Source organism: Falsirhodobacter sp. 20TX0035, assembly GCF_028307215.1.
Classification (GTDB): domain Bacteria; phylum Pseudomonadota; class Alphaproteobacteria; order Rhodobacterales; family Rhodobacteraceae; genus Falsirhodobacter.
Window position 1 is genome coordinate 46671 of record NZ_JAQMHV010000005.1, and the last position, 17634, is coordinate 64304.

Sequence of the window (17634 nt, forward strand, 5' to 3'; positions counted from 1 at the left end):
AGGTCCGTCATGTGCCAGCCCCCGTCCGTCATGCCCCTTTCGCGGAGGAGACGCATGACCAAGGCCGCACTGACCATTGCCGGTTCCGACAGCGGCGGGGGCGCGGGCATCCAGGCCGACCTGAAGGCCTTTTCGGCCCTGGGCGTCTATGGCGCCAGCGTCCTGACCGCGATCACGGCCCAGAACACCCGCACCGTGGCGGCGGTCGACCCTGTCCACCCTGAGATGATCCTTGCACAACTGCACGCGGTGCTGGACGACATCGACATCGGCGCGATCAAGATCGGCATGGTCGGCGGGCCCGAGGCGATCGCTGCCCTGGCCCCCGCCCTGCCCGACCGCCCGCTGGTGCTGGACCCGGTGATGATCGCGAAATCGGGGGCGGCCCTGCTGCCCGACCGGGCGGTGGCGGCGCTGATCGCCGGGCTTCTGCCCCGTGCCACCCTTCTGACCCCGAACCTGCCCGAAGCCGCCCGCCTTCTGGACGCCCCCGTGGCCCGGTCCGAGGCAGAGATGCTGGAGCAGGCCCATGCCCTGCGCGCCCTTGGCCCCCACTGGGTGCTGATGAAGGGCGGCCATGCCGAAGGGCCCGTCTGCACCGACCTTCTGGTGGGGGACGGCGTGCTGCGCCTGACCGCGCCGCGCATCGTCACGCGCAACACGCATGGCACCGGCTGTTCCCTGTCCGCCGCCGTCGCGGCGGGGCTGGCGCAGGGGATGGACATGGACGCCGCCGTCACCCGCGCGCATCGCTGGTTGCAGGGCGCGATCGCCGCCGCCGACCGGCTGGGCATCGGCCGCGGCCACGGCCCCGTTCATCATTTCCACGAGGTGTGGGCATGATCACCATCCTTGGTGCCGGGGTGATGGGTCTGACCATCGCCACGGAACTGACCGCGCGCGGCGTTCCCGTCCGCATCGCCGGGCGCGCCGCGGGGCCGGAGGCGTGTTCCTGGTATGCGGGCGGCATGCTCGCCCCGTTCTGCGAGGGGGAAGCCGCCGAGGAGCCGGTGATCCGCCACGGCCAGACCGCTGCCGGCTGGTGGGAGGCGAAGGGCGTGCCGGTGGCGCGGAACGGGACGCTGGTCCTCAGCCCCGCACGCGACCGGGCGGAACTGGCCCGCTTTGCCCGCCGCACCACCCACCACCAAGACATCGCGCCGGAGGAGGTGGAGCCCGACCTGTCCCGCTTTCCACGCGGGCTGTTCTTTGCCGAGGAAGCGCATCTGACGCCCCGCGTGGCGCTGGCCACCTTGTCGTCCAACCTTTCGGCGGCGGGCGTCGCCTTCGGTGCGGACCCCACCGGCCGCCTGATCGACACGCGGGGCCTTGCCGCACGTGACCGGCTGCCCGACCTGCGCGGCGTGCGGGGGGAGATGCTGGTGATCCGCTGCCCCGACGTGACCCTGTCGCGGCCCGTCCGGCTGCTGCATTCGCGCATCCCGCTTTACATCGTGCCGCGCGGCGACGGTGTCTACATGCTGGGCGCGACGACCGTGGAGTCCGATCATCGCGGCCCCGTCACCGCCCGCGCGGTGCTGGAGATGCTGTCGGCCGCCTATGCCCTGCACCCCGCCTTCGCCGAGGCCGAAGTGCTGGAACTGGGCGCCGAGGCCCGCCCCGCCTTTCCCGACAACCTGCCCCGGATCCGCCGCATCGGCGACACGATCCACGCCAACGGCCTGTACCGTCACGGTTTCCTTCTGGCGCCCGCCGTGGCGCGGATGGTCGCCGACTACGTCACCACGGGCCAGACACCGGAGTTCATGGATGAAGATCACGATTAACGGCACCTTGCACGAGGTGTCGGCCACCACCGTCGCCGCCGTGCTAGAAGAGGCCGGTTTCACCGGCAAGCTGGCCACCGCGCTGGACGGCGATTTCGTGCCCGCGGGCCTGCGCGCCACCACCCCATTGACCGAAGGGGCCGCGCTGGAAGTGCTGGCCCCCATGCAGGGAGGCTGATCCATGCCACGCTTCTATGGAACCGACATCGACAGCGCGCTGATGCTGGGCACGGCGGGCTATCCCTCCCCCGCGATTCTGGCCGAGGCGTTCCGCGCGTCCGGCGCGGGCATCGCCACCGTCAGCCTGCGGCGCGAAAGCGGCGGCGGGCAAGACTTCTGGGCGCTGATCCGCGATCTGGGCGTCCGCGTCCTGCCCAACACCGCCGGCTGCCACACCGTGCGCGAGGCCGTGACCACGGCGCAGATGGCGCGCGAGGTGTTCGACACCCCCTGGATCAAGCTGGAGGTGATCGGCCACGCCGACAGCCTGCAACCCGACCCCTTCGCGCTGGTCGAGGCCGCGCGCATCCTCACCGAAGACGGCTTTCAGGTCTTCCCCTACTGCACCGAGGATCTGATCGTGTGCGAGCATCTGATCGAGGCGGGGTGCGAGGTGCTGATGCCCTGGGGCGCGCCCATCGGGTCGGGGCTGGGGCTGAACAACCGCTACGGGCTGCGGGCCCTGCGGGCGCATGTCCCGAACGTGCCCCTGGTGGTGGATGCGGGCATCGGCCTGCCCAGCCACGCCGCGGCGGCCATGGAACTGGGATATGACGCGGTGCTGCTGAACTCTGCCGTGGCCAAGGCCGGTGATCCGGTGCGGATGGCGCGCGCCATGGCGCTGGCGATCGAGGCGGGCGCCCTGGCCCACGCCGCCGACCCCATGGAGGCGCGGGACATGGCCGTCCCCTCCACCCCCCTGATCGGAAGGGCGTTCCTGTGATCCTGCCCCGGTTCTATCCCATCTTCGACAGCGCCGACTGGATCGCCCGCGCCCTGCCCCTTGGCGTGAAGCTGGTGCAGCTGCGTGTGAAGGACCGCGATCCGGCGGACGACATCCGGCGCGCCCGCGACCTGTGCCGCGACGCCGGCGCGATCCTTGTGGTGAACGATCATTGGCGGCTGGCGCTCGACCTCGGCTGCGACTGGGTGCATCTGGGGCAGGAGGATCTGGACGTGGCCGATCTGGACGCGATCCGCGCGGGCGGGCTGCGCCTTGGCCTTTCGACCCATGACGAGGCGGAGCTGGAACGCGCGCTGGCCTGCCGTCCCGACTACATCGCCCTTGGCCCCGTCTGGCCCACCATCCTGAAGAAGATGAAGTGGGAGCGTCAGGGGACCGAGAAGCTGACCGCGTGGAAGGTCCGGATCGGCGACATCCCACTGATCGCCATTGGCGGCCTGACCCCCGACCGCGCGCGCGAGGCGTTCGCCGCGGGCGCCGACGTCGCCAGCGCCGTGACCGACATCACCCTGAACCCCGACCCCGAGGCGAGGATGCGCGAATGGCTGGCGGTGTGAGATACGCGCGTCAGGAAATGGTCACGGGGGCCGAGGGCGAGGCGCGGCTGCGCGCCGCCCGCCTTCTGATCGTCGGCGCCGGGGGCCTTGGCGTGCCGGCCCTGCAATATCTGGTCGGGGCGGGCGTGGGCCGGATCACCCTGATCGATCCCGACGTGGTGGAGGAAACGAACCTGCACCGCCAGCCGATCTATGGCCGCCACATCGGCGCGCCGAAGGCGCAGGCGGCGGCGGCGGAGATGGCGATCCTGAACCCTGCGGTCGTGGTCGAACCGGTCGTCGCGTCGCTGGACCCGTCCAACGCCGGTCTGGTGGCGGGGGCGGATGTGGTGCTGGACTGCGCCGACAGCTTCGCCGCCTCCTACACCCTGTCGGACGCCTGCCTTGCGGCGGGGGTGCCGCTGATCTCCGCCTCGGTGCTGGGGATGGCGGGGTATGCGGGCGGGTTTTGCGGGGGGGCGCCGTCGTTGCGGGCGGTGTTCCCGGACCTGCCCGACAGCGGCGCCACCTGCGCCACGGCCGGGGTGCTGGGGCCCATGGTGGGCCTTCTGGGTGCCGCGCAGGCACAGATGGCGCTGGCGGTGCTCCTAGGGCTGGATCCCTCCCCCCTGGGCCAGGTGCTGCGCTTCGACGGGCTGCGGCCCTCCTCGTTCCGGTTCGACGCGGCGCCCGAGGTGACGGGCCACCGCTTCATCGCCCGCACCGAGCTGCGCGACACCGACCTGATCGTGGAACTGCGGGGGGAAGACGAAGCCCCCGTCCCCGTGGCCCCCACCGCCCTGCGCCAGCCCGCCACCGTCACGCCCGGTCCCGGCCAGCGCACCGTCTTCGCCTGCCGGTCGGGCCTGCGCGCCTGGCGCGCCGCCGACGCCCTTGCCGCCCGATGGTCGGGCGACATCGTTCTTCTTGCCGACGGAGACTCCGCATGAAACGCTTCCTTCTTCTGGGCCTTCTGGCCACCCCCGCCGGGGCCGAACCGGTGACGCTGGTGCTGGACTGGTTCGTGAACCCCGACCATGCGCCGATCGTTCTGGCCGAAACGCAGGGCTTCTTCGCCGATCAGGGGCTGGAGGTGACGATCGTTCCCCCCGCCGATCCGTCCGATCCGCCGAAGATGGTCGCCTCGGGGCAAGCCGAAATCGCGGTGGGTTATCAGCCGCAGCTGCATCTTCAGGTGCATGAAGGCCTGCCCTTGCGCCGGGTGGGCACGCTGGTGGCGACGCCGCTGAACTGCGTCACGGTGAAGGCCGACGGGCCCATCCGGTCCATCGCGGACCTGAAGGGCGGCAAGATCGGCTATTCCGTTCCGGGGACCGAGGAGGCGATGATGGGCGCCATGCTGCGCCACGGTGGCCTGACGCTGGAGGATGTGGAGATGGTGAACGTCAACTGGTCGCTCACGCCCTCCCTCCTGTCGGGACAGGTGGACGCAACGCTGGGCGGCTACCGCAACTTCGAGTTGACGCAGATGGCCGAAGCGGGAACCGAAGGCCGCTGCCTTCCGGTGGAGGAGAACGGCATCCCCGCCTATGACGAGCTGATCTATCTGGCCCGTCCCGACGCCGATCCGGCGCTTCTGTCGCGCTTCATGGCCGCCGTCGAACAGGGCGCGCAGTACGCCGTGAACCACCCGGACGAGGCGTGGCAGGCCTTCATCGCCGCCCATCCCGATCTGGACGACACCCTGAACCGCGAGGCGTGGCGCCTGACCCTGCCCCGCCTGTCGCAAAGCCCCGCCGCGCTGGACACCGGCCGCTACGCACGGTTCGAGGTGTTCCTGAAGGACGCGGGCCTGATCGACGCGCCCCTGCCCGTGGCCGATCTGGCGCTGGATCCGAACGCATGAGCTATGGTCGCACCTTTCCCCTGTGGCGGGCCGAAGCGGCGGCGTGGACCGATTACGTGGACGCGCCCTTCGTGCGGGCGCTGGCCGACGGCAGCCTGCCCCGCAAGGCCTTCCTGACCTATCTGGCGCAGGATTACCTGTTCCTGATCCACTTTGCCCGGGCCTGGGCACTGGCCACCGTCAAATCCTCAGACCTTGAGGAGATGCGGGCCTGTTCCGCCACCGTCCATGCTCTGCTGCATCAGGAAATGCCGCTGCATGTGAAGCTGTGCCGCGCGGCCGGGATAGACCTTGAGACGCTGGAGGAGGCGCCCGAGAACCTCGCCTACACCCGTTACGTGCTGGAGGCGGGGTATTCCGGCGACCTGCTGGACCTGCTGGCGGCGCTGGCGCCCTGCGTTCTGGGGTATGGGGAAATCGGCGCGCGTCTGGCGGCAGCGCCGCACGCGCCGGACTATGCCGAATGGATCAAAACCTATGGCAGCGCCAAGTATCAGGCCCTGTGCCATGACACGGCGGCCCTGATCGATGGCGCCATGGCCCGCCGACTGGGCGAGGCGCCGGAGAGCTTGCCCCGCTGGCGCGAGATTTCCGAGCGCTTTGCTACGGCCACACGACTGGAGGCGCAGTTCTGGACCCTCGCCCGCTGATCCGGGGAACCGCGCTGGCGGCGGGGGCGCTGGCGCTGTGGCAGGGCGCGGTGACGCTGACCGGCCTGCCGCCCTATCTGCTGCCGGACCCGCTGCGGGTGGCGCAGGCGCTGTGGTCGGCGCGCGCGGCGCTGGCGCAGGCCGCCCTGGTGACGGGGGCCGAGACGGTGATCGGCTTTGCGCTGGGAACCGCGCTGGGCGTCGTTCTGGCGCTGGCCTGCGTCGCGCCCGTGCTGCGGCGCGCGATCCTGCCCGCCCTGACCCTGTCACAGACGGTGCCGGTCTTCGCGCTGGCGCCGATCCTGACCCTGTGGTTCGGTTACGGTCTGGCGCCGAAGATCGCCGTGGTGGTGCTGATCACCGTCTTTCCTGTGGCCGCCGCCTGCGCCGACGGGCTGCTGAACCCGGCCGCCGTGCATATGGAGCTGACCCGCAGCCTGGGCGCGACCCAGTGGCAGGTGCTGCGGGTGATCCGCATCCCGTCCGCCCGCCCGCACCTGGCCACGGGGCTGCGGATCGCCGCGGTCTACGCGCCGGTCGGGGCCGTCATCGGAGAATGGGTGGGGGGATCACTGGGCCTTGGCGCCATGATGATCCAAGCGAACGGGCGGATGAAGACGGATCTGGTCTTTGCGGCCCTGTTCGTGACCGTGGCCCTGTCGCTTCTGTTCCGGGCCGGGATCGGGTGGCTGGCGGACCGGCTGGCTCGTCAATGAAAAGGGGCGGCTTGCGCCGCCCCGTTCCGAAATCAGTGGGCGCTGTCCGCCGCCCGCACCTTGGCGACATCCGCCGCAGTGACCGCGGGGGCGTCGTTGCCCCAGGCCGTCCGCAGGAAGCTCGCGACCTCGGCCACCTCCTCGTCCGTCAGACGCTCGGCGTAGCCTTGCATGACCAGACGCATCGGGCGCTTCTCGGTGGACGGAACCTCGGCGCCATGCAGGATGATCCCGATCAGCGGCCCCGTCTGGTCGGCCGTGACGAGGGAATTGCCGGCCAGTTCCGGGAAGATCTCCGGCGCGCCCTTGCCGGTGACGAAGTGGCAGGCGTTGCAGTTGTCGAGATAGAGCCGCGCACCTTCCGACAGATCCTTCGCCTCGGTCAGCATGGTGGTGGTCGGATGGTCGTTCTCCGCCTCCTCCAGCGCCAGATCGGTGCCCAGCAGGGTCGCCTCGCCCACATCCTCGCCCTTGAGGAAGGCGGCGATGGCCAGATTGTCTTCGTCCGTCAGGTGCTGGAGCGAATGCTCCACGACCATCGACATCTCGCCATTGGCGGTCGAATGGCTGTTGCGGCCCGTGGCGAGGTAGGTCGCGATCTCGCCCACCGGCCATGTCGCGGCGGCGGAGCCCTCGCCCATCAGCGCGGGGGCCAGCCAGCCGTCGACTTCGCCGCCCTTCAGGAAGTTCGCGTCGTCGGCGGTCAGGCCGTCCTGACCCATGAAGACGTTGCGCGGGCTGTGGCAGGCGCCGCAGTGGCCGGCGCTTTCCACAAGGTAGCGGCCACGTTCCTGCGGGGTGGACTGTTCATAAGCGGACCCGGCCGGATCGCTGAGGGCGATCCAGTTCCACGCGCGGATGCCGAAGCGCATGTTGAAGGGGAAGGACAGGGCCGTCGCCTCCACCGGATTGTTGACGGCCGGAACTTCGTTCATGAAGTAGTCGTACAGTGCGCGCACGTCTTCTTCCGTCAGCTTGCGGTAGTTCTCATACGGCATCGCCGGATAGAGGTGACGCCCGTCCGGCGTCAGGCCGTCGTAAAGCGCGGCCCGGAAGTCGTCCAGCGTCCAGTTGCCGATGCCCGTTTCCTTGTCGGGCGTGATGTTGGTGGCCCAAATCGTGCCCATCGGGCTGAGGATGGAACGGCCGCCGGCGAAGGGCTCTCCCCCCTCGGCCGTATGGCAGGCCATGCAGTCCGAGGCATACATGACGTATTCGCCCTGACCAGCCTCGGGTGTCCAGTCGGCCGCCAGCTCTTCCGTGGGGGCCGTCCGCTGGACGGGCACGAAGATGAAGGCCAGCAGCGCCGCAAGGCAGACGACGATCAGCGCGCCGATGATGCGGAGAAAGGTTTTCATGGATCTCTCTCCTCAGACCAGCGGGCGGGGGTTGGACAGGTATTGCGTCCGGATGGCCTGCGCCGTGTGATAGGCCAGACCGCCGACAAGGCCCGTCGGGTTGTACTGGGTGTTCTGCACAAAGTTGCCCGCGCCCATGACGAAGACGTTGTGCTTGTCCCAAGCCTGGCTGAACTTGTTGACGGCCCCTTGGTCCGGCGTTTCGGACATGATGGCGCCGCCGGTGTTGTGCGTCGTCTGATAGGGGCGCACGTCGTACATCTGGCCCTGCTTCTTGAAAGCGTCCTGCATCGAATCCGGCTTCAACGCTTCGGCAATGGGCCGGATCTTCTCGCGCATGAACTGGGTCATGCGGACCTCGTTGTCGTGCCAGTTGAAGGTCATCCGCATCAGCGGGCGGCCGTGGCGGTCCTTGTAGGTCGGGTCGAGGTCCAGGTAGTTGTTCCGGTACGCCATGTGCGATCCGTGCGAACCGATCGACATCGAATGGCCGTACCATTTCTTGATGCCGTCCTTCCAGCCCTGCCCCCAAGCGGGCGTGCCCGCCGGCAGCGGCATCGACCGGATTGGCTGGCCGTTCGATTGCCCCGAGGAAATGTAGGAACCGCCGATGAAGCCTTCTGTCCCGAAATCGATCTGGCCGATGCCGTAATCGTCGATGGAAAAGCCGTTGGCGCCGGTGCCGATGAACGGGTTGAACACCTCGTTTTCATAGAACAGCGTATACCCGCCGTTCATCTGGTAGGCGTAGTTCTTGCCAGTGACGCCCTGCCCCGTGCGCGGGTCATAGGGCTGACCGATGCCCGAAAGCAGCATCAGGTGCACGTTATGCAGCTGATAGGCGGCCAGGATCACGAGGTCGGCGGGCTGGAACACCTCTTCCTGCGCGGCCTCGTCGTAATAGGTGACGCCGGTCGCGGTCTTGCCGTCTTCCGCCATCTCCACCCGCAGAACCTCGGCGCCAGTGCGGTAGCTGAAGTTCGGCTTCTTGCGCAGCGCATCCAGGATAGCCGTCTGGGGAGAGGACTTGGAATACTGGTAGCAGCCATAGCGTTCGCAGAAGCCGCAATGGTTGCACGGGCCCATCTGCATCCCGTATTCGTTCACGTAGGACGTCGAAGCGATGCCGCCCGGCCGCGCGAACGGGTGCAGACCCAGCGACTTCGCCGCCTCGGCGAACTTCGCGCCGTCATAGGTGGAGGGCATCGCGGGCATCGGGTAGTCCGACGAACGCGGCGCCTCGAACGGGTTGCCGCCTTCGATGATCTGGCCGTTGATGTTGCCCGCATTGCCGGAAATTCCGGCCACGCGTTCGAACCGGGCGAAATGGGGCTCCAGCTCCTCATACGTGACGGGATAGTCCATCAGCTGCATGTCTTCGGGAATGATCCCCGCGCCCCAGTTCTGTTCGACATGGGACCGCAGCTTGTATTCGGCCAGCATCGGGCGCCAGTTCAGGCCGTTCCAGTGCGTGCCCGCCCCGCCCACGCCGTTGCCCGGCAGGAAGGAGCCGAGGCTGCGATAGGGCAGCGCGGATTCCTCCAGGTTGCGGCGGATGGTGAGGGTGGACTGACGCGGCTTCTGCATCATGCCCAGACGGACGCCGTATTTCAGCTCGTCGATCATCTGGGGATACTGGAAGTTCGGCACCGTGTCCTGATCGTGCCCACGCTCCAGCGCGACGATCTCCAGACCCTCCTGCGCCAGTTCCATGCCGATGATGGATCCCGTCCAGCCGAGGCCGACGATGACGACGTCTTTTTTCTTTTCCTGACGGGCCATCACGCACGCTCCCCTTTGATCGAGACGGGGCCGAGCGGATACTCGACGTTGTAGCGGGGAACCCATTCCTTGAAGTTCGCCCGCGCGCCCGGGAAGCCGATGAAGGTCCAGGCCTGCATTCCGTGGTTGCCGCCATACATCGGGTCGGCGAAATAGCCTTCCTTCGTGTTCTGCAGCAGGATGGAGAAGAAGTCCTTCAGCGTCGGGTCCAGCGCGACCTCGCCCTTCTGAAGGGCGGTCAGCGCCGCGTCCTGCTTGGCCGCGTCCAGTTCGGCGAAGGCGCCGCCATGCGTCTGCTGGCACCAAGCGTCAAAAACCGGGATCGCGCCGCGATACACCTCGGCCGGGGTCAGCGGGGTCTGCCAGCCGCGGAAGGGGTCGGCGTCCGGCTGGTGGGGGCCTTCCATGTACCAGTCCGCCGCCGCGCCGTAGCCGCCCATCATCTCGCGGTCGATGAAGACCGGAACGCGGGCCTCCAGCGCGCCCGGGCCATCCCCTTCGGAGGGAATGAGGCGCGCGGTCGCGGCCAGGACGAAGGTCCATTCCGCCGGCGTGAAGAATTCGGGTTGGTACTGGTCCAGCGGAACGGGCGGTTCGGCGGTCCGGGCCTTGGCGGACACCGCAAGGCCCGACAGCGCGGCACCCGCGGCCGTCGCTTTCAGGAAGCTGCGGCGGCTGGGCAAGCCGGGAAGATCGGTCATGGTATGCTCCCTACCGGCGGGGCCGGGCTTGGTGGCGGTTCGAGCGAAAGGTGCGTCACGGTGACACATCCTTTCATTTTGATGTGTTAGCGCCGTATCCCATTGCATGCAACAAAACTGTCCGCGCGGAATAAGATTGAGGAATTTATTCCAAAACCGCATGAACTCGGGAAGATCCGGGAAAGAGAATGGTGGAGCCGAGGGGGATCGAACCCCTGACCTCGTCATTGCGAACGACGCGCTCTCCCAACTGAGCTACGACCCCACTGCGATTTTTGTGCCGCAGGGTTCGGCACCTGTCAATGGTCTGCAAAGACGAAGGGAGGGGCCTCGGCCCCTCCCCCACGGTTTCGTCACTCGGCGGCGTCCTGATACGCCTCGGGCGGCGGGCAGGTGCAGATCAGGTTGCGGTCGCCGTAAGCGTTGTCCACCCGACCCACCGGCGGCCAGTACTTGTCCACCCGGAAGCTGCCCGCGGGGAAGCAGCCCTGTTCGCGGGGATAGGCGCGGGTCCAGTCGGCCACCAGATCCTCCACCGTGTGGGGGGCGAAGTGCAGCGGCGACTGGTCGGCCGCGATCTCGCCCGCCTCCACCGCGCGGATCTCCTCGCGGATGGACAGGAGGGCGGTGACGAAGCGGTCGATCTCGGCCTTCGCCTCGGACTCGGTCGGTTCCACCATCAGCGTGCCGGGGACCGGGAAGCTCATGGTCGGGGGGTGGAAGCCGTTGTCGATCAGGCGTTTGGCGATGTCGTCCACCGTGATCCCGGCTTCGGCGAAGGGACGGGTGTCAAGGATGCATTCATGCGCCACGCGCCCCCGGTTGCCCATGAAGAGCACGGGATACGCCCCGCGCAGGCGTGCGGCGATGTAGTTGGCGTTCAGGATCGCCACGCGCGTTGCCTGCGCCAGCCCCTCCCCGCCCATCATCAGGCAATACGCCCAGGAGATCAGCAGGATCGAGGCCGAGCCGTAGGGCGCAGCGGAGACGGGACCCTCCTCCCCGCCCGTTTCCGGGTGGCCGGGCAGGAAGGGCGCCAGATGCGCGCGCACGCCGATGGGGCCCATGCCCGGACCGCCGCCGCCATGCGGAATGGCGAAGGTCTTGTGCAGGTTCAGGTGGCTGACATCGCCGCCAATGGCGCCGGGCTTCACCAGCCCCACCATCGCGTTCATGTTGGCCCCGTCGATATAGACCTGACCGCCGTGTTGGTGCGTGATCTCGCAGACCTCGCGCACCGCTTCCTCGAACACGCCGTGGGTGGAGGGGTAGGTGATCATGCAGGCGGCCAGCTTGTCGCCGGCAGCTTCGGCCTTGGCGCGGAAGTCCTCGATGTCGATGTCGCCGTTGGGCGCGGTCTTGACCACCACCACCTTCATGCCGACCATCTGCGCGGTGGCGGGGTTCGTGCCATGCGCCGACATCGGGATCAGGCAGATGTTCCGATCCACATCGCCGCGCGACCGGTGATAGGCCTGGATCGTCAGCAGCCCCGCATATTCGCCCTGCGCGCCCGAATTCGGCTGCATCGAAAACGCGTCATAGCCGGTGATGGTGCACAGCTTTTCCGACAGGTCGCTGATCGCCTCGGCATAGCCCTGCGCCTGATTGGCCGGCGCGAAGGGGTGAAGCGATCCGAACTCTGGCCAGGTGATCGGCATCATCTCGGCCGCCGCGTTCAGCTTCATCGTGCAGGAGCCGAGGGGGATCATCGCCCGGTCCAGCGCGAGGTCGCGGTCCGCAAGGCGGCGCATGTAGCGCATCATCTCGGACTCGGCGCGGTTCATGTGGAACACCGGGTGGGTGAGGTAATCCGACTGACGGATCATCGCCTCGGGCACACCCAGTTCAATGGTCTTCGGCGCCTCCTCCGTGATGCCGAAGGCGTCCAGAACGCGGGTGATCACGTCGTCGTTCGTCGTCTCGTCCAAGGAGATGCCGACATGGTCGCGGCCCACCTTCCGCAGGTTGATGCCGCGGTGGCGCGCGGCGGCCATGATGCCCTGCTGGCCCACGCCCACCCGCACGGTGATCGTGTCGAAGAAGGCCTGCGGCTGCACGTCCGCCCCCGCCGCGCGCAGGGCGTTCGCCAGACGGACGGTGTTGAAATGCACCCGTTCGGCGATGGCGCGCAGGCCCACGGGGCCGTGGAACACGCCGTAGAAGCTGGCCATCACCGCCAGCAGCGCCTGCGCGGTGCAGACGTTGGAGGTCGCCTTTTCCCGCCGGATGTGCTGTTCGCGCGTCTGCAGCGCCAGCCGGTAGGCCTTGTTTCCGCGCGCGTCGACCGACACGCCGACGATGCGGCCCGGCATGGTGCGCTTCAGCTCGTCCCGGCAGGACATGAAGGCGGCATGGGGGCCACCATAGCCCATCGGCACGCCGAAGCGCTGCGACGATCCGACCGCGATGTCGGCCCCCATCGCCCCCGGCTCTTTCAGGATGCACAGGGCCAGAAGGTCGGTCGCCACGACCGCGATGGCTTTGGCCGCATGCAGAGCCTCGATCTCGGCCGTGAAGTCGCGCACCTCGCCGAAGGTGCCGGGATACTGGAAGATCGCGCCGAAGACGGCATTGGCGTCCAGCGTGTCGGCCGATCCCACGATCACCTCGATCCCCAGCGGCAGGGCGCGGGTGCGGATCACGGCGATGGTCTGCGGGTGGCACGCCTCGTCCACGAAGAAGGCGCGGGCCTTCGACTTCGCGGCGCGTTCGGCCATGGCCATGGCTTCGGCCGCCGCCGTCGCCTCGTCCAGAAGGGAGGCGTTGGCGACCGGCAGGCCCGTCAGGTCCGACACCATGGTCTGGTAGTTCAGCAGCGCCTCGAGCCGCCCCTGCGCGATTTCGGGCTGGTAGGGGGTGTAGGCCGTGTACCAGGCCGGGTTTTCCAGGATGTTGCGCTGGATCGCGGGCGGCGTCACCGTGCCGTAATACCCCTGCCCGATCAGCTGCGTCATCACGCGGTTCTTCGCGCCGACCTCGCGCATCTTCGCCAGCAGCTCGTGTTCGGCCAGCGGGGCCCAGTCCAGCGCCTTGTCCTGCCGGATCGATGCGGGGATCGTCTCCTCGATCAGCTGGTCAAGCGAGGACACGCCGCAGACGGCCAGCATCTCCTCCATCTCGGACGGGGACGGGCCGATGTGGCGGCGGTTGGCGAAATCGTAGGGATCGTAGGAGACGGGGGTGTAGGTCATGGCGGTCCTGCTGGGGAAAGGCCGGGCGCTTGCCGTCCCGGTCGGGCGGCGGGGGCGCGCGGCACGCCCCCGGCCGGATCAGCCGATCAGATCGGCGTATTCGTCCTCGTCCATGAACTGGTCGAGGACGGACAGATCCTCCACCTTCAGCTTGAAGAACCACGCGCGGCCCGTCGGATCCTCGTTCACGAGGCCGGGGTTCGAGGCCAGCTCTTCATTGACCTCCACGACCTCGCCATCCACGGGGGCGAGGATGTCGGAGGCGGCCTTGACGCTTTCGATCACGACGACCTCGTCGCCCGTGGCGACCTGGGTTTCCAGTTCGGGCAGTTCGACGAACACCACGTCACCCAGCTGGGTGGCGGCATGTTCGGTGATGCCGACGACGACATGGTCGCCTTCGACGCGCAGCCATTCATGTTCTTCGGTGTACTTCATGGGGAGGCTCCTCAGCGTTTGTAGGAAGCGGGGATAAAAGGAAGGGCGGCGACGGTGACTGGCAGACGCTTGCCCCGCACCTCGCCGAACAGGGGGGTGCCGACGGCGGCATGGGCGGCGGCGACGTAGCCCATCGCGACGGGTGCCCCCACCGAAGGCCCGAACCCCCCCGAGGTGACGGTGCCCACGGGCGTGCCGTCGGCCGCGAACAGGGCCACGCCTTCGCGCATGGGCGCGCGGCCTTCGGGCAACAGCCCGACGCGAAGACGTTCGGACCCGTCGGAAAGTTCCCGAAGGATGCGGGCGTCGCCGGCGAATCCCCCGCCGCGGCGGGATTTCTGGATGGCCCAGGTCAGCCCGGCCTCCACCGGCGTGGTGTGTTCGTCGATGTCGTGGCCATAAAGGCACAGCCCCGCCTCCAGCCGCAGGCTGTCGCGGGCGCCAAGGCCGATCGGGGCCACCTCATCCATCGCCAGAAGGGCGCGAGCGAGGCCTTCGGCCCCGCCGAACGGCACGGAAATCTCGAACCCGTCCTCACCGGTGTAGCCGGAGCGGGAGATCCACAGGGGCCCGAACAGCGTGTCGGCCGTCAGGACATCCATGAAGCGCATGGTGGCGACGGCGGGCACCAACTGGGCCAGCGCATCCTCGGCCCGCGGGCCCTGCAGCGCCAGAAGCGCGCGGTCCGTCACCGGGCGGACCTGATCGCCCAGATGGGCCGTCAGGTGGGCGATGTCGGCGTCCTTGCAGCCCGCGTTCACCACGACATAGAAGTGATCGCCCCGGTTCGCGAACATCAGGTCGTCGCGGATACCGCCCTGATCGTTGGTCAGAAGGCCGTAACGCTGGCGCCCTTCGGCCAGCGCTGCCACGGACACGGGCATCAGCGCCTCGAACTCGGCCGCAAGGGTGGCCATATCGGTGCGGGGCTTCAGCAGCACCTGGCCCATGTGGCTGACGTCGAACAGGCCGGCCTTCGCGCGGGTGTGCAGGTGTTCGGCCATTACGCCTTCGAACTGGACGGGCATCTCCCATCCCGCGAAGGGGACCATGCGGGCCCCGTGTTCAACGTGAAGATCGTGCAGCGGCAGGCGTTGCAGGTCGGCCATGGGGTCACCCCGTTCTGTCAGGCCGGAATCCCGGCACCACATGGACAGGCCAATCCCTGTCCCGCGATGCCCCCTCTGTCCCTTGCGCCTGAGATCGTTATCCCGTCGGCGGGCCCCATACGGGGCCACTCTCCAGAGTTTCGTGTCAGGCCGGTCCTTTTGCCTGAGAGTTTACCGGGGCGGTTGCTCCTTCGGCACCGGGGTGTGACCCGGCTTCTCCCTGACCTGATACGGGCACCTCTAGCCAAGGGGCATCCGTCTGGCAAGCGATTTACTCTGCCCGCCGATTGTTTCATCTTCGGGGGCAGGAACGTGAGGACGACCGCAAGATGCACCTGGAACTGCGCCACCTTCGCACCATCCGCGCCATCCACCGGGCGGGAGGTCTCGCGCGCGCGGCCGAGGCGCTGAACATCACCCAGTCCGCCCTGTCCCATCAGGTGAAGGGGCTGGAGGATCAGGCGGGGGTGGAGCTGTTCGTGCGGCGTTCCAAGCCCATGAAGCTGTCGGCCGCCGGCCTGCGGATGCTACGCCTGGCCGAACGCATCCTGCCCGAGGTGGACGCGCTGGGCGAGGAGTTCCGCGCCCTTCGGTCGGGCAAGACGGGGCGGATGCACATCGCCATGGAATGCCACGCCTGCTTCGAATGGCTGCTGCCCGCGCTGGAAACCTTCCGCCACCACTGGCCCGACGTGGACGTGGACATCCGGGCCGGGCTGGCCTTTGACGCCCTGCCCGCCCTTCTGCGGGACGAGATCGACGTGGTCATCACCTCCGAACCCGTGGCGACGGAGGGGGTGACCTTTCACCCCCTGTTTGACTACCAGCCTACCTTCATCTGTTCGGCGCTGAACCCGCTGGCCAGCCGCGACATGATCGAGGCGGAGGACTTCCGCAGCCAGCTGCTGATCCACTACCCCGTGCCGCGCGAAAAGCTGGACGTCTTCACCGACCTGCTGACCCCTGCGCGAGTGGAGCCGCGGGGCCTGCGATCCGTGGAGCTGACGGCCGTGATCCTGATGCTGGTCGCGGCGGATCGCGGCGTCGCCGTCATGCCCGACTGGGTGCTGCGCGAGGTGCGGGAGCATCCCGATTACGCCCTGCGCCCGCTGGCCCCGGGCACGATCACCCGCACCAGCTATGCCGCGACGCGGATGGCGGATGGCGCGAAGCCCTTCATGGCCGATTTCCTGCGCCTGTCGGAAGAACGGTCGCTGGCCCTGCGCGACTGGCCGGGTGCGCGGATTGGTCGCAATTCAGGTGGAAAACTCCCACCCGACGGCGTATGACCCTCCCATCAGCGGAGGACGACCGATGGCGAACACCCAGACCGCAACGAACCGGCCCGTGATGGCGACGGCCTATCCCATCATCCTCGCGGTCAGCCTCAGCCACTTCGTGAACGACGTGCTGCAGTCCATGCTGACGGCGATCTACCCGATCCTGAAGACCGACTTCGCGCTGGATTACTGGCAGATCGGGATGCTGACGCTGGTGTTCCAGTGCACCGCCTCGCTGCTGCAGCCGGTGGTCGGCATCTACACCGACCGGCATCCGGCACCGATGTCGCTGCCCATCGGCATGGCGTCGTCGTTCATCGGGGTGCTGGTGCTGGCCTTCGCGTCATCGTTCGCGATGCTGCTGATCGGCGCGTCGCTGATCGGCGTCGGCAGTTCCATCTTCCACCCCGAGGCAAGCCGCGTGGCGCGCATGGCCTCGGGCGGCAAGTTCGGGGCGGCGCAGTCCATCTTCCAGGTGGGCGGCAATGCCGGACAGGCGGCAGGCCCGCTGCTGGCGGCGTTCATCGTGGTGCCGTTCGGGCGTCCTTCCGTCGCATGGTTCTGCGTTTTGGCTGCCCTGGGCATGGCGGTTCTGTATCGCGTGGGGCTGTGGTATCGCGAATACGCCCGCACCAAGGGCCAGTCGCAGGCGGACCGCACCCTGCCTTTGCCGCGCAACCGCATCATCGTGGCGCTGGTCGTGCTGGCCTTCCTGACCTTCTCGAAGAACGCCTACATGGCCAGCATCTCCTCCTACTACACCTTCTACCTGATCGAGAATTTCGGGGTGTCCACCCAGACCTCGCAGGTGATGCTGTTCCTGTTCCTGGGCGCGGTGGCGGCCGGGACGCTGCTGGGCGGGCCGATCGGGGACCGGTTCGGCACGACGGCGGTGATCTGGTTCTCCGTCCTCGGCGCGCTGCCCTTCACGCTGGCGCTGCCGCATGTGGGGCTGGTCGGCTCGGGGATCCTCACGGTGATCATCGGCTTCATCATGGCCTCCTCGTTCCCGGCCATTGTGGTGACGGCGCAGGAACTGCTGCCGGGCCGGGTGGGCATGGTCGCGGGCATCTTCTTCGGGCTGGCCTTCGGCATGGGCGGGATCGCCGCCGCCGGTCTGGGCCTTGCGGCCGACAGCTACGGCATCCGCGCGGTCTATGGCGCCTGCGCCTGGCTGCCGGCCCTTGGCATCCTGACGATCCTGCTGCCACGGCGGCGCGAGTTCGCCCGCTGACCCCTTTCCTTCGTGCGG

17 protein-coding genes, 1 tRNA gene and 2 riboswitches are annotated in these 17634 nt (G+C 68.2%); of the genes, 11 read left to right on the top strand and 7 right to left on the bottom strand.

What is annotated here, in order from left to right; genetic code table 11:
* The first annotated feature begins 54 nt into the window (after positions 1–54).
* The 9 genes from thiD to PIJ50_RS08115 are packed head-to-tail and all read left to right on the top strand — an operon-like array spanning position 55 to position 6520.
* Positions 55–843: a bifunctional hydroxymethylpyrimidine kinase/phosphomethylpyrimidine kinase gene (gene thiD / locus PIJ50_RS08075; RefSeq protein WP_271974264.1), complete on the top strand. Its 789-nt coding sequence runs from the start codon at positions 55–57 to the stop codon at positions 841–843.
* Positions 840–1787, top strand: coding sequence for an FAD-dependent oxidoreductase (locus PIJ50_RS08080; protein ID WP_271974266.1), 948 nt, complete (start codon positions 840–842; stop codon positions 1785–1787). The genes thiD and PIJ50_RS08080 overlap by 4 nt, the downstream gene beginning before the upstream one ends.
* Positions 1771–1965, top strand: a complete 195-nt coding sequence (thiS, locus tag PIJ50_RS08085; protein WP_271974267.1) for a sulfur carrier protein ThiS — start codon at positions 1771–1773, stop codon at positions 1963–1965. Before PIJ50_RS08080 ends, thiS begins: the two co-directional genes overlap by 17 nt.
* A gap of 3 nt (positions 1966–1968) precedes the next feature.
* On the top strand, positions 1969–2730 hold the full coding sequence (locus tag PIJ50_RS08090) for a thiazole synthase (RefSeq protein WP_271974268.1): 762 nt from the start codon (positions 1969–1971) through the stop codon (positions 2728–2730).
* Entirely contained in the window at positions 2727–3308 is a 582-nt protein-coding gene (locus tag PIJ50_RS08095) for a thiamine phosphate synthase (protein WP_271974271.1), read from the top strand. Before PIJ50_RS08090 ends, PIJ50_RS08095 begins: the two co-directional genes overlap by 4 nt.
* Complete coding sequence (locus PIJ50_RS08100) at positions 3293–4237, top strand: HesA/MoeB/ThiF family protein (RefSeq protein WP_271974273.1); 945 nt, start codon at positions 3293–3295, stop codon at positions 4235–4237. The genes PIJ50_RS08095 and PIJ50_RS08100 overlap by 16 nt, the downstream gene beginning before the upstream one ends.
* Positions 4234–5154 (top strand): ABC transporter substrate-binding protein, encoded by a 921-nt coding sequence (locus PIJ50_RS08105; RefSeq protein ID WP_271974275.1) that lies wholly within the window; start codon positions 4234–4236, stop codon positions 5152–5154. Before PIJ50_RS08100 ends, PIJ50_RS08105 begins: the two co-directional genes overlap by 4 nt.
* Positions 5151–5804, top strand: a complete 654-nt coding sequence (gene tenA / locus PIJ50_RS08110) for a thiaminase II (RefSeq protein WP_271974276.1) — start codon at positions 5151–5153, stop codon at positions 5802–5804. Before PIJ50_RS08105 ends, tenA begins: the two co-directional genes overlap by 4 nt.
* Positions 5804–6520 (top strand): ABC transporter permease, encoded by a 717-nt coding sequence (locus tag PIJ50_RS08115; RefSeq protein ID WP_442900718.1) that lies wholly within the window; start codon positions 5804–5806, stop codon positions 6518–6520. Before tenA ends, PIJ50_RS08115 begins: the two co-directional genes overlap by 1 nt.
* Before the next feature lie 32 nt (positions 6521–6552).
* Here PIJ50_RS08115 and PIJ50_RS08120 read toward each other — a convergent pair whose 3' ends face one another.
* The 7 genes from PIJ50_RS08120 to gcvT all read right to left on the bottom strand — a co-directional run bounded on the left by PIJ50_RS08120 (position 6553) and on the right by gcvT (position 15102).
* Entirely contained in the window at positions 6553–7878 is a 1326-nt protein-coding gene (locus tag PIJ50_RS08120; protein ID WP_271974280.1) for a cytochrome c, read from the bottom strand.
* Between the two features lie 12 nt (positions 7879–7890).
* Positions 7891–9660, bottom strand: coding sequence for a GMC family oxidoreductase (locus tag PIJ50_RS08125; protein ID WP_271974498.1), 1770 nt, complete (start codon positions 9658–9660; stop codon positions 7891–7893).
* Complete coding sequence (locus tag PIJ50_RS08130) at positions 9660–10361, bottom strand: gluconate 2-dehydrogenase subunit 3 family protein (protein ID WP_271974282.1); 702 nt, start codon at positions 10359–10361, stop codon at positions 9660–9662. The genes PIJ50_RS08125 and PIJ50_RS08130 overlap by 1 nt, the downstream gene beginning before the upstream one ends.
* 189 nt (positions 10362–10550) lie before the next feature.
* Positions 10551–10626, bottom strand: a tRNA-Ala gene (locus PIJ50_RS08135).
* Between the two features lie 88 nt (positions 10627–10714).
* Positions 10715–13555, bottom strand: a complete 2841-nt coding sequence (gene gcvP / locus PIJ50_RS08140; protein WP_271974284.1) for an aminomethyl-transferring glycine dehydrogenase — start codon at positions 13553–13555, stop codon at positions 10715–10717.
* Positions 13556–13633: 78 nt separating this feature from the next.
* Entirely contained in the window at positions 13634–13993 is a 360-nt protein-coding gene (gene gcvH / locus PIJ50_RS08145; RefSeq protein ID WP_271974286.1) for a glycine cleavage system protein GcvH, read from the bottom strand.
* A gap of 11 nt (positions 13994–14004) precedes the next feature.
* Positions 14005–15102 carry a glycine cleavage system aminomethyltransferase GcvT gene (gene gcvT, locus PIJ50_RS08150; protein WP_271974288.1) on the bottom strand — a complete coding sequence of 366 codons (1098 nt, stop codon included), beginning with the start codon at positions 15100–15102 and terminating at the stop codon, positions 14005–14007.
* Between the two features lie 73 nt (positions 15103–15175).
* Positions 15176–15240, bottom strand: a riboswitch (glycine riboswitch).
* A 3-nt stretch (positions 15241–15243) separates the two neighbouring features.
* Positions 15244–15335, bottom strand: a riboswitch (glycine riboswitch).
* 96 nt (positions 15336–15431) lie between these two features.
* Between gcvT and PIJ50_RS08155 the strand changes: the two genes are divergently transcribed.
* Together PIJ50_RS08155 and PIJ50_RS08160 are read left to right on the top strand one after the other, a co-directional pair.
* A complete protein-coding gene (locus tag PIJ50_RS08155) occupies positions 15432–16391 on the top strand; it encodes a LysR family transcriptional regulator (protein ID WP_271974290.1) in 960 nt (319 codons plus the stop codon).
* 25 nt (positions 16392–16416) lie between these two features.
* A complete protein-coding gene (locus PIJ50_RS08160; RefSeq protein WP_271974292.1) occupies positions 16417–17616 on the top strand; it encodes an MFS transporter in 1200 nt (399 codons plus the stop codon).
* Positions 17617–17634 lie beyond the last annotated feature (18 nt).

Excerpts from the sequence above, each read along its gene's own strand:
- gcvH (WP_271974286.1), bottom strand. The coding sequence starts at position 13,993 with ATGAAGTACACCGAAGAACATGAATGGCTGCGCGTCGAAGGCGACCAT.
- thiD (WP_271974264.1), top strand. The coding sequence starts at position 55 with ATGACCAAGGCCGCACTGACCATTGCCGGTTCCGACAGCGGCGGGGGC.
- PIJ50_RS08120 (WP_271974280.1), bottom strand. The coding sequence starts at position 7,878 with ATGAAAACCTTTCTCCGCATCATCGGCGCGCTGATCGTCGTCTGCCTT.
- PIJ50_RS08080 (WP_271974266.1), top strand. The coding sequence starts at position 840 with ATGATCACCATCCTTGGTGCCGGGGTGATGGGTCTGACCATCGCCACG.
- PIJ50_RS08155 (WP_271974290.1), top strand. The coding sequence starts at position 15,432 with ATGCACCTGGAACTGCGCCACCTTCGCACCATCCGCGCCATCCACCGG.
- PIJ50_RS08090 (WP_271974268.1), top strand. The coding sequence starts at position 1,969 with ATGCCACGCTTCTATGGAACCGACATCGACAGCGCGCTGATGCTGGGC.
- PIJ50_RS08130 (WP_271974282.1), bottom strand. The coding sequence starts at position 10,361 with ATGACCGATCTTCCCGGCTTGCCCAGCCGCCGCAGCTTCCTGAAAGCG.
- thiS (WP_271974267.1), top strand. The coding sequence starts at position 1,771 with ATGAAGATCACGATTAACGGCACCTTGCACGAGGTGTCGGCCACCACC.
- gcvT (WP_271974288.1), bottom strand. The coding sequence starts at position 15,102 with ATGGCCGACCTGCAACGCCTGCCGCTGCACGATCTTCACGTTGAACAC.
- PIJ50_RS08105 (WP_271974275.1), top strand. The coding sequence starts at position 4,234 with ATGAAACGCTTCCTTCTTCTGGGCCTTCTGGCCACCCCCGCCGGGGCC.
- PIJ50_RS08160 (WP_271974292.1), top strand. The coding sequence starts at position 16,417 with ATGGCGAACACCCAGACCGCAACGAACCGGCCCGTGATGGCGACGGCC.
- gcvP (WP_271974284.1), bottom strand. The coding sequence starts at position 13,555 with ATGACCTACACCCCCGTCTCCTACGATCCCTACGATTTCGCCAACCGC.
- PIJ50_RS08100 (WP_271974273.1), top strand. The coding sequence starts at position 3,293 with ATGGCTGGCGGTGTGAGATACGCGCGTCAGGAAATGGTCACGGGGGCC.
- PIJ50_RS08125 (WP_271974498.1), bottom strand. The coding sequence starts at position 9,660 with ATGGCCCGTCAGGAAAAGAAAAAAGACGTCGTCATCGTCGGCCTCGGC.
- tenA (WP_271974276.1), top strand. The coding sequence starts at position 5,151 with ATGAGCTATGGTCGCACCTTTCCCCTGTGGCGGGCCGAAGCGGCGGCG.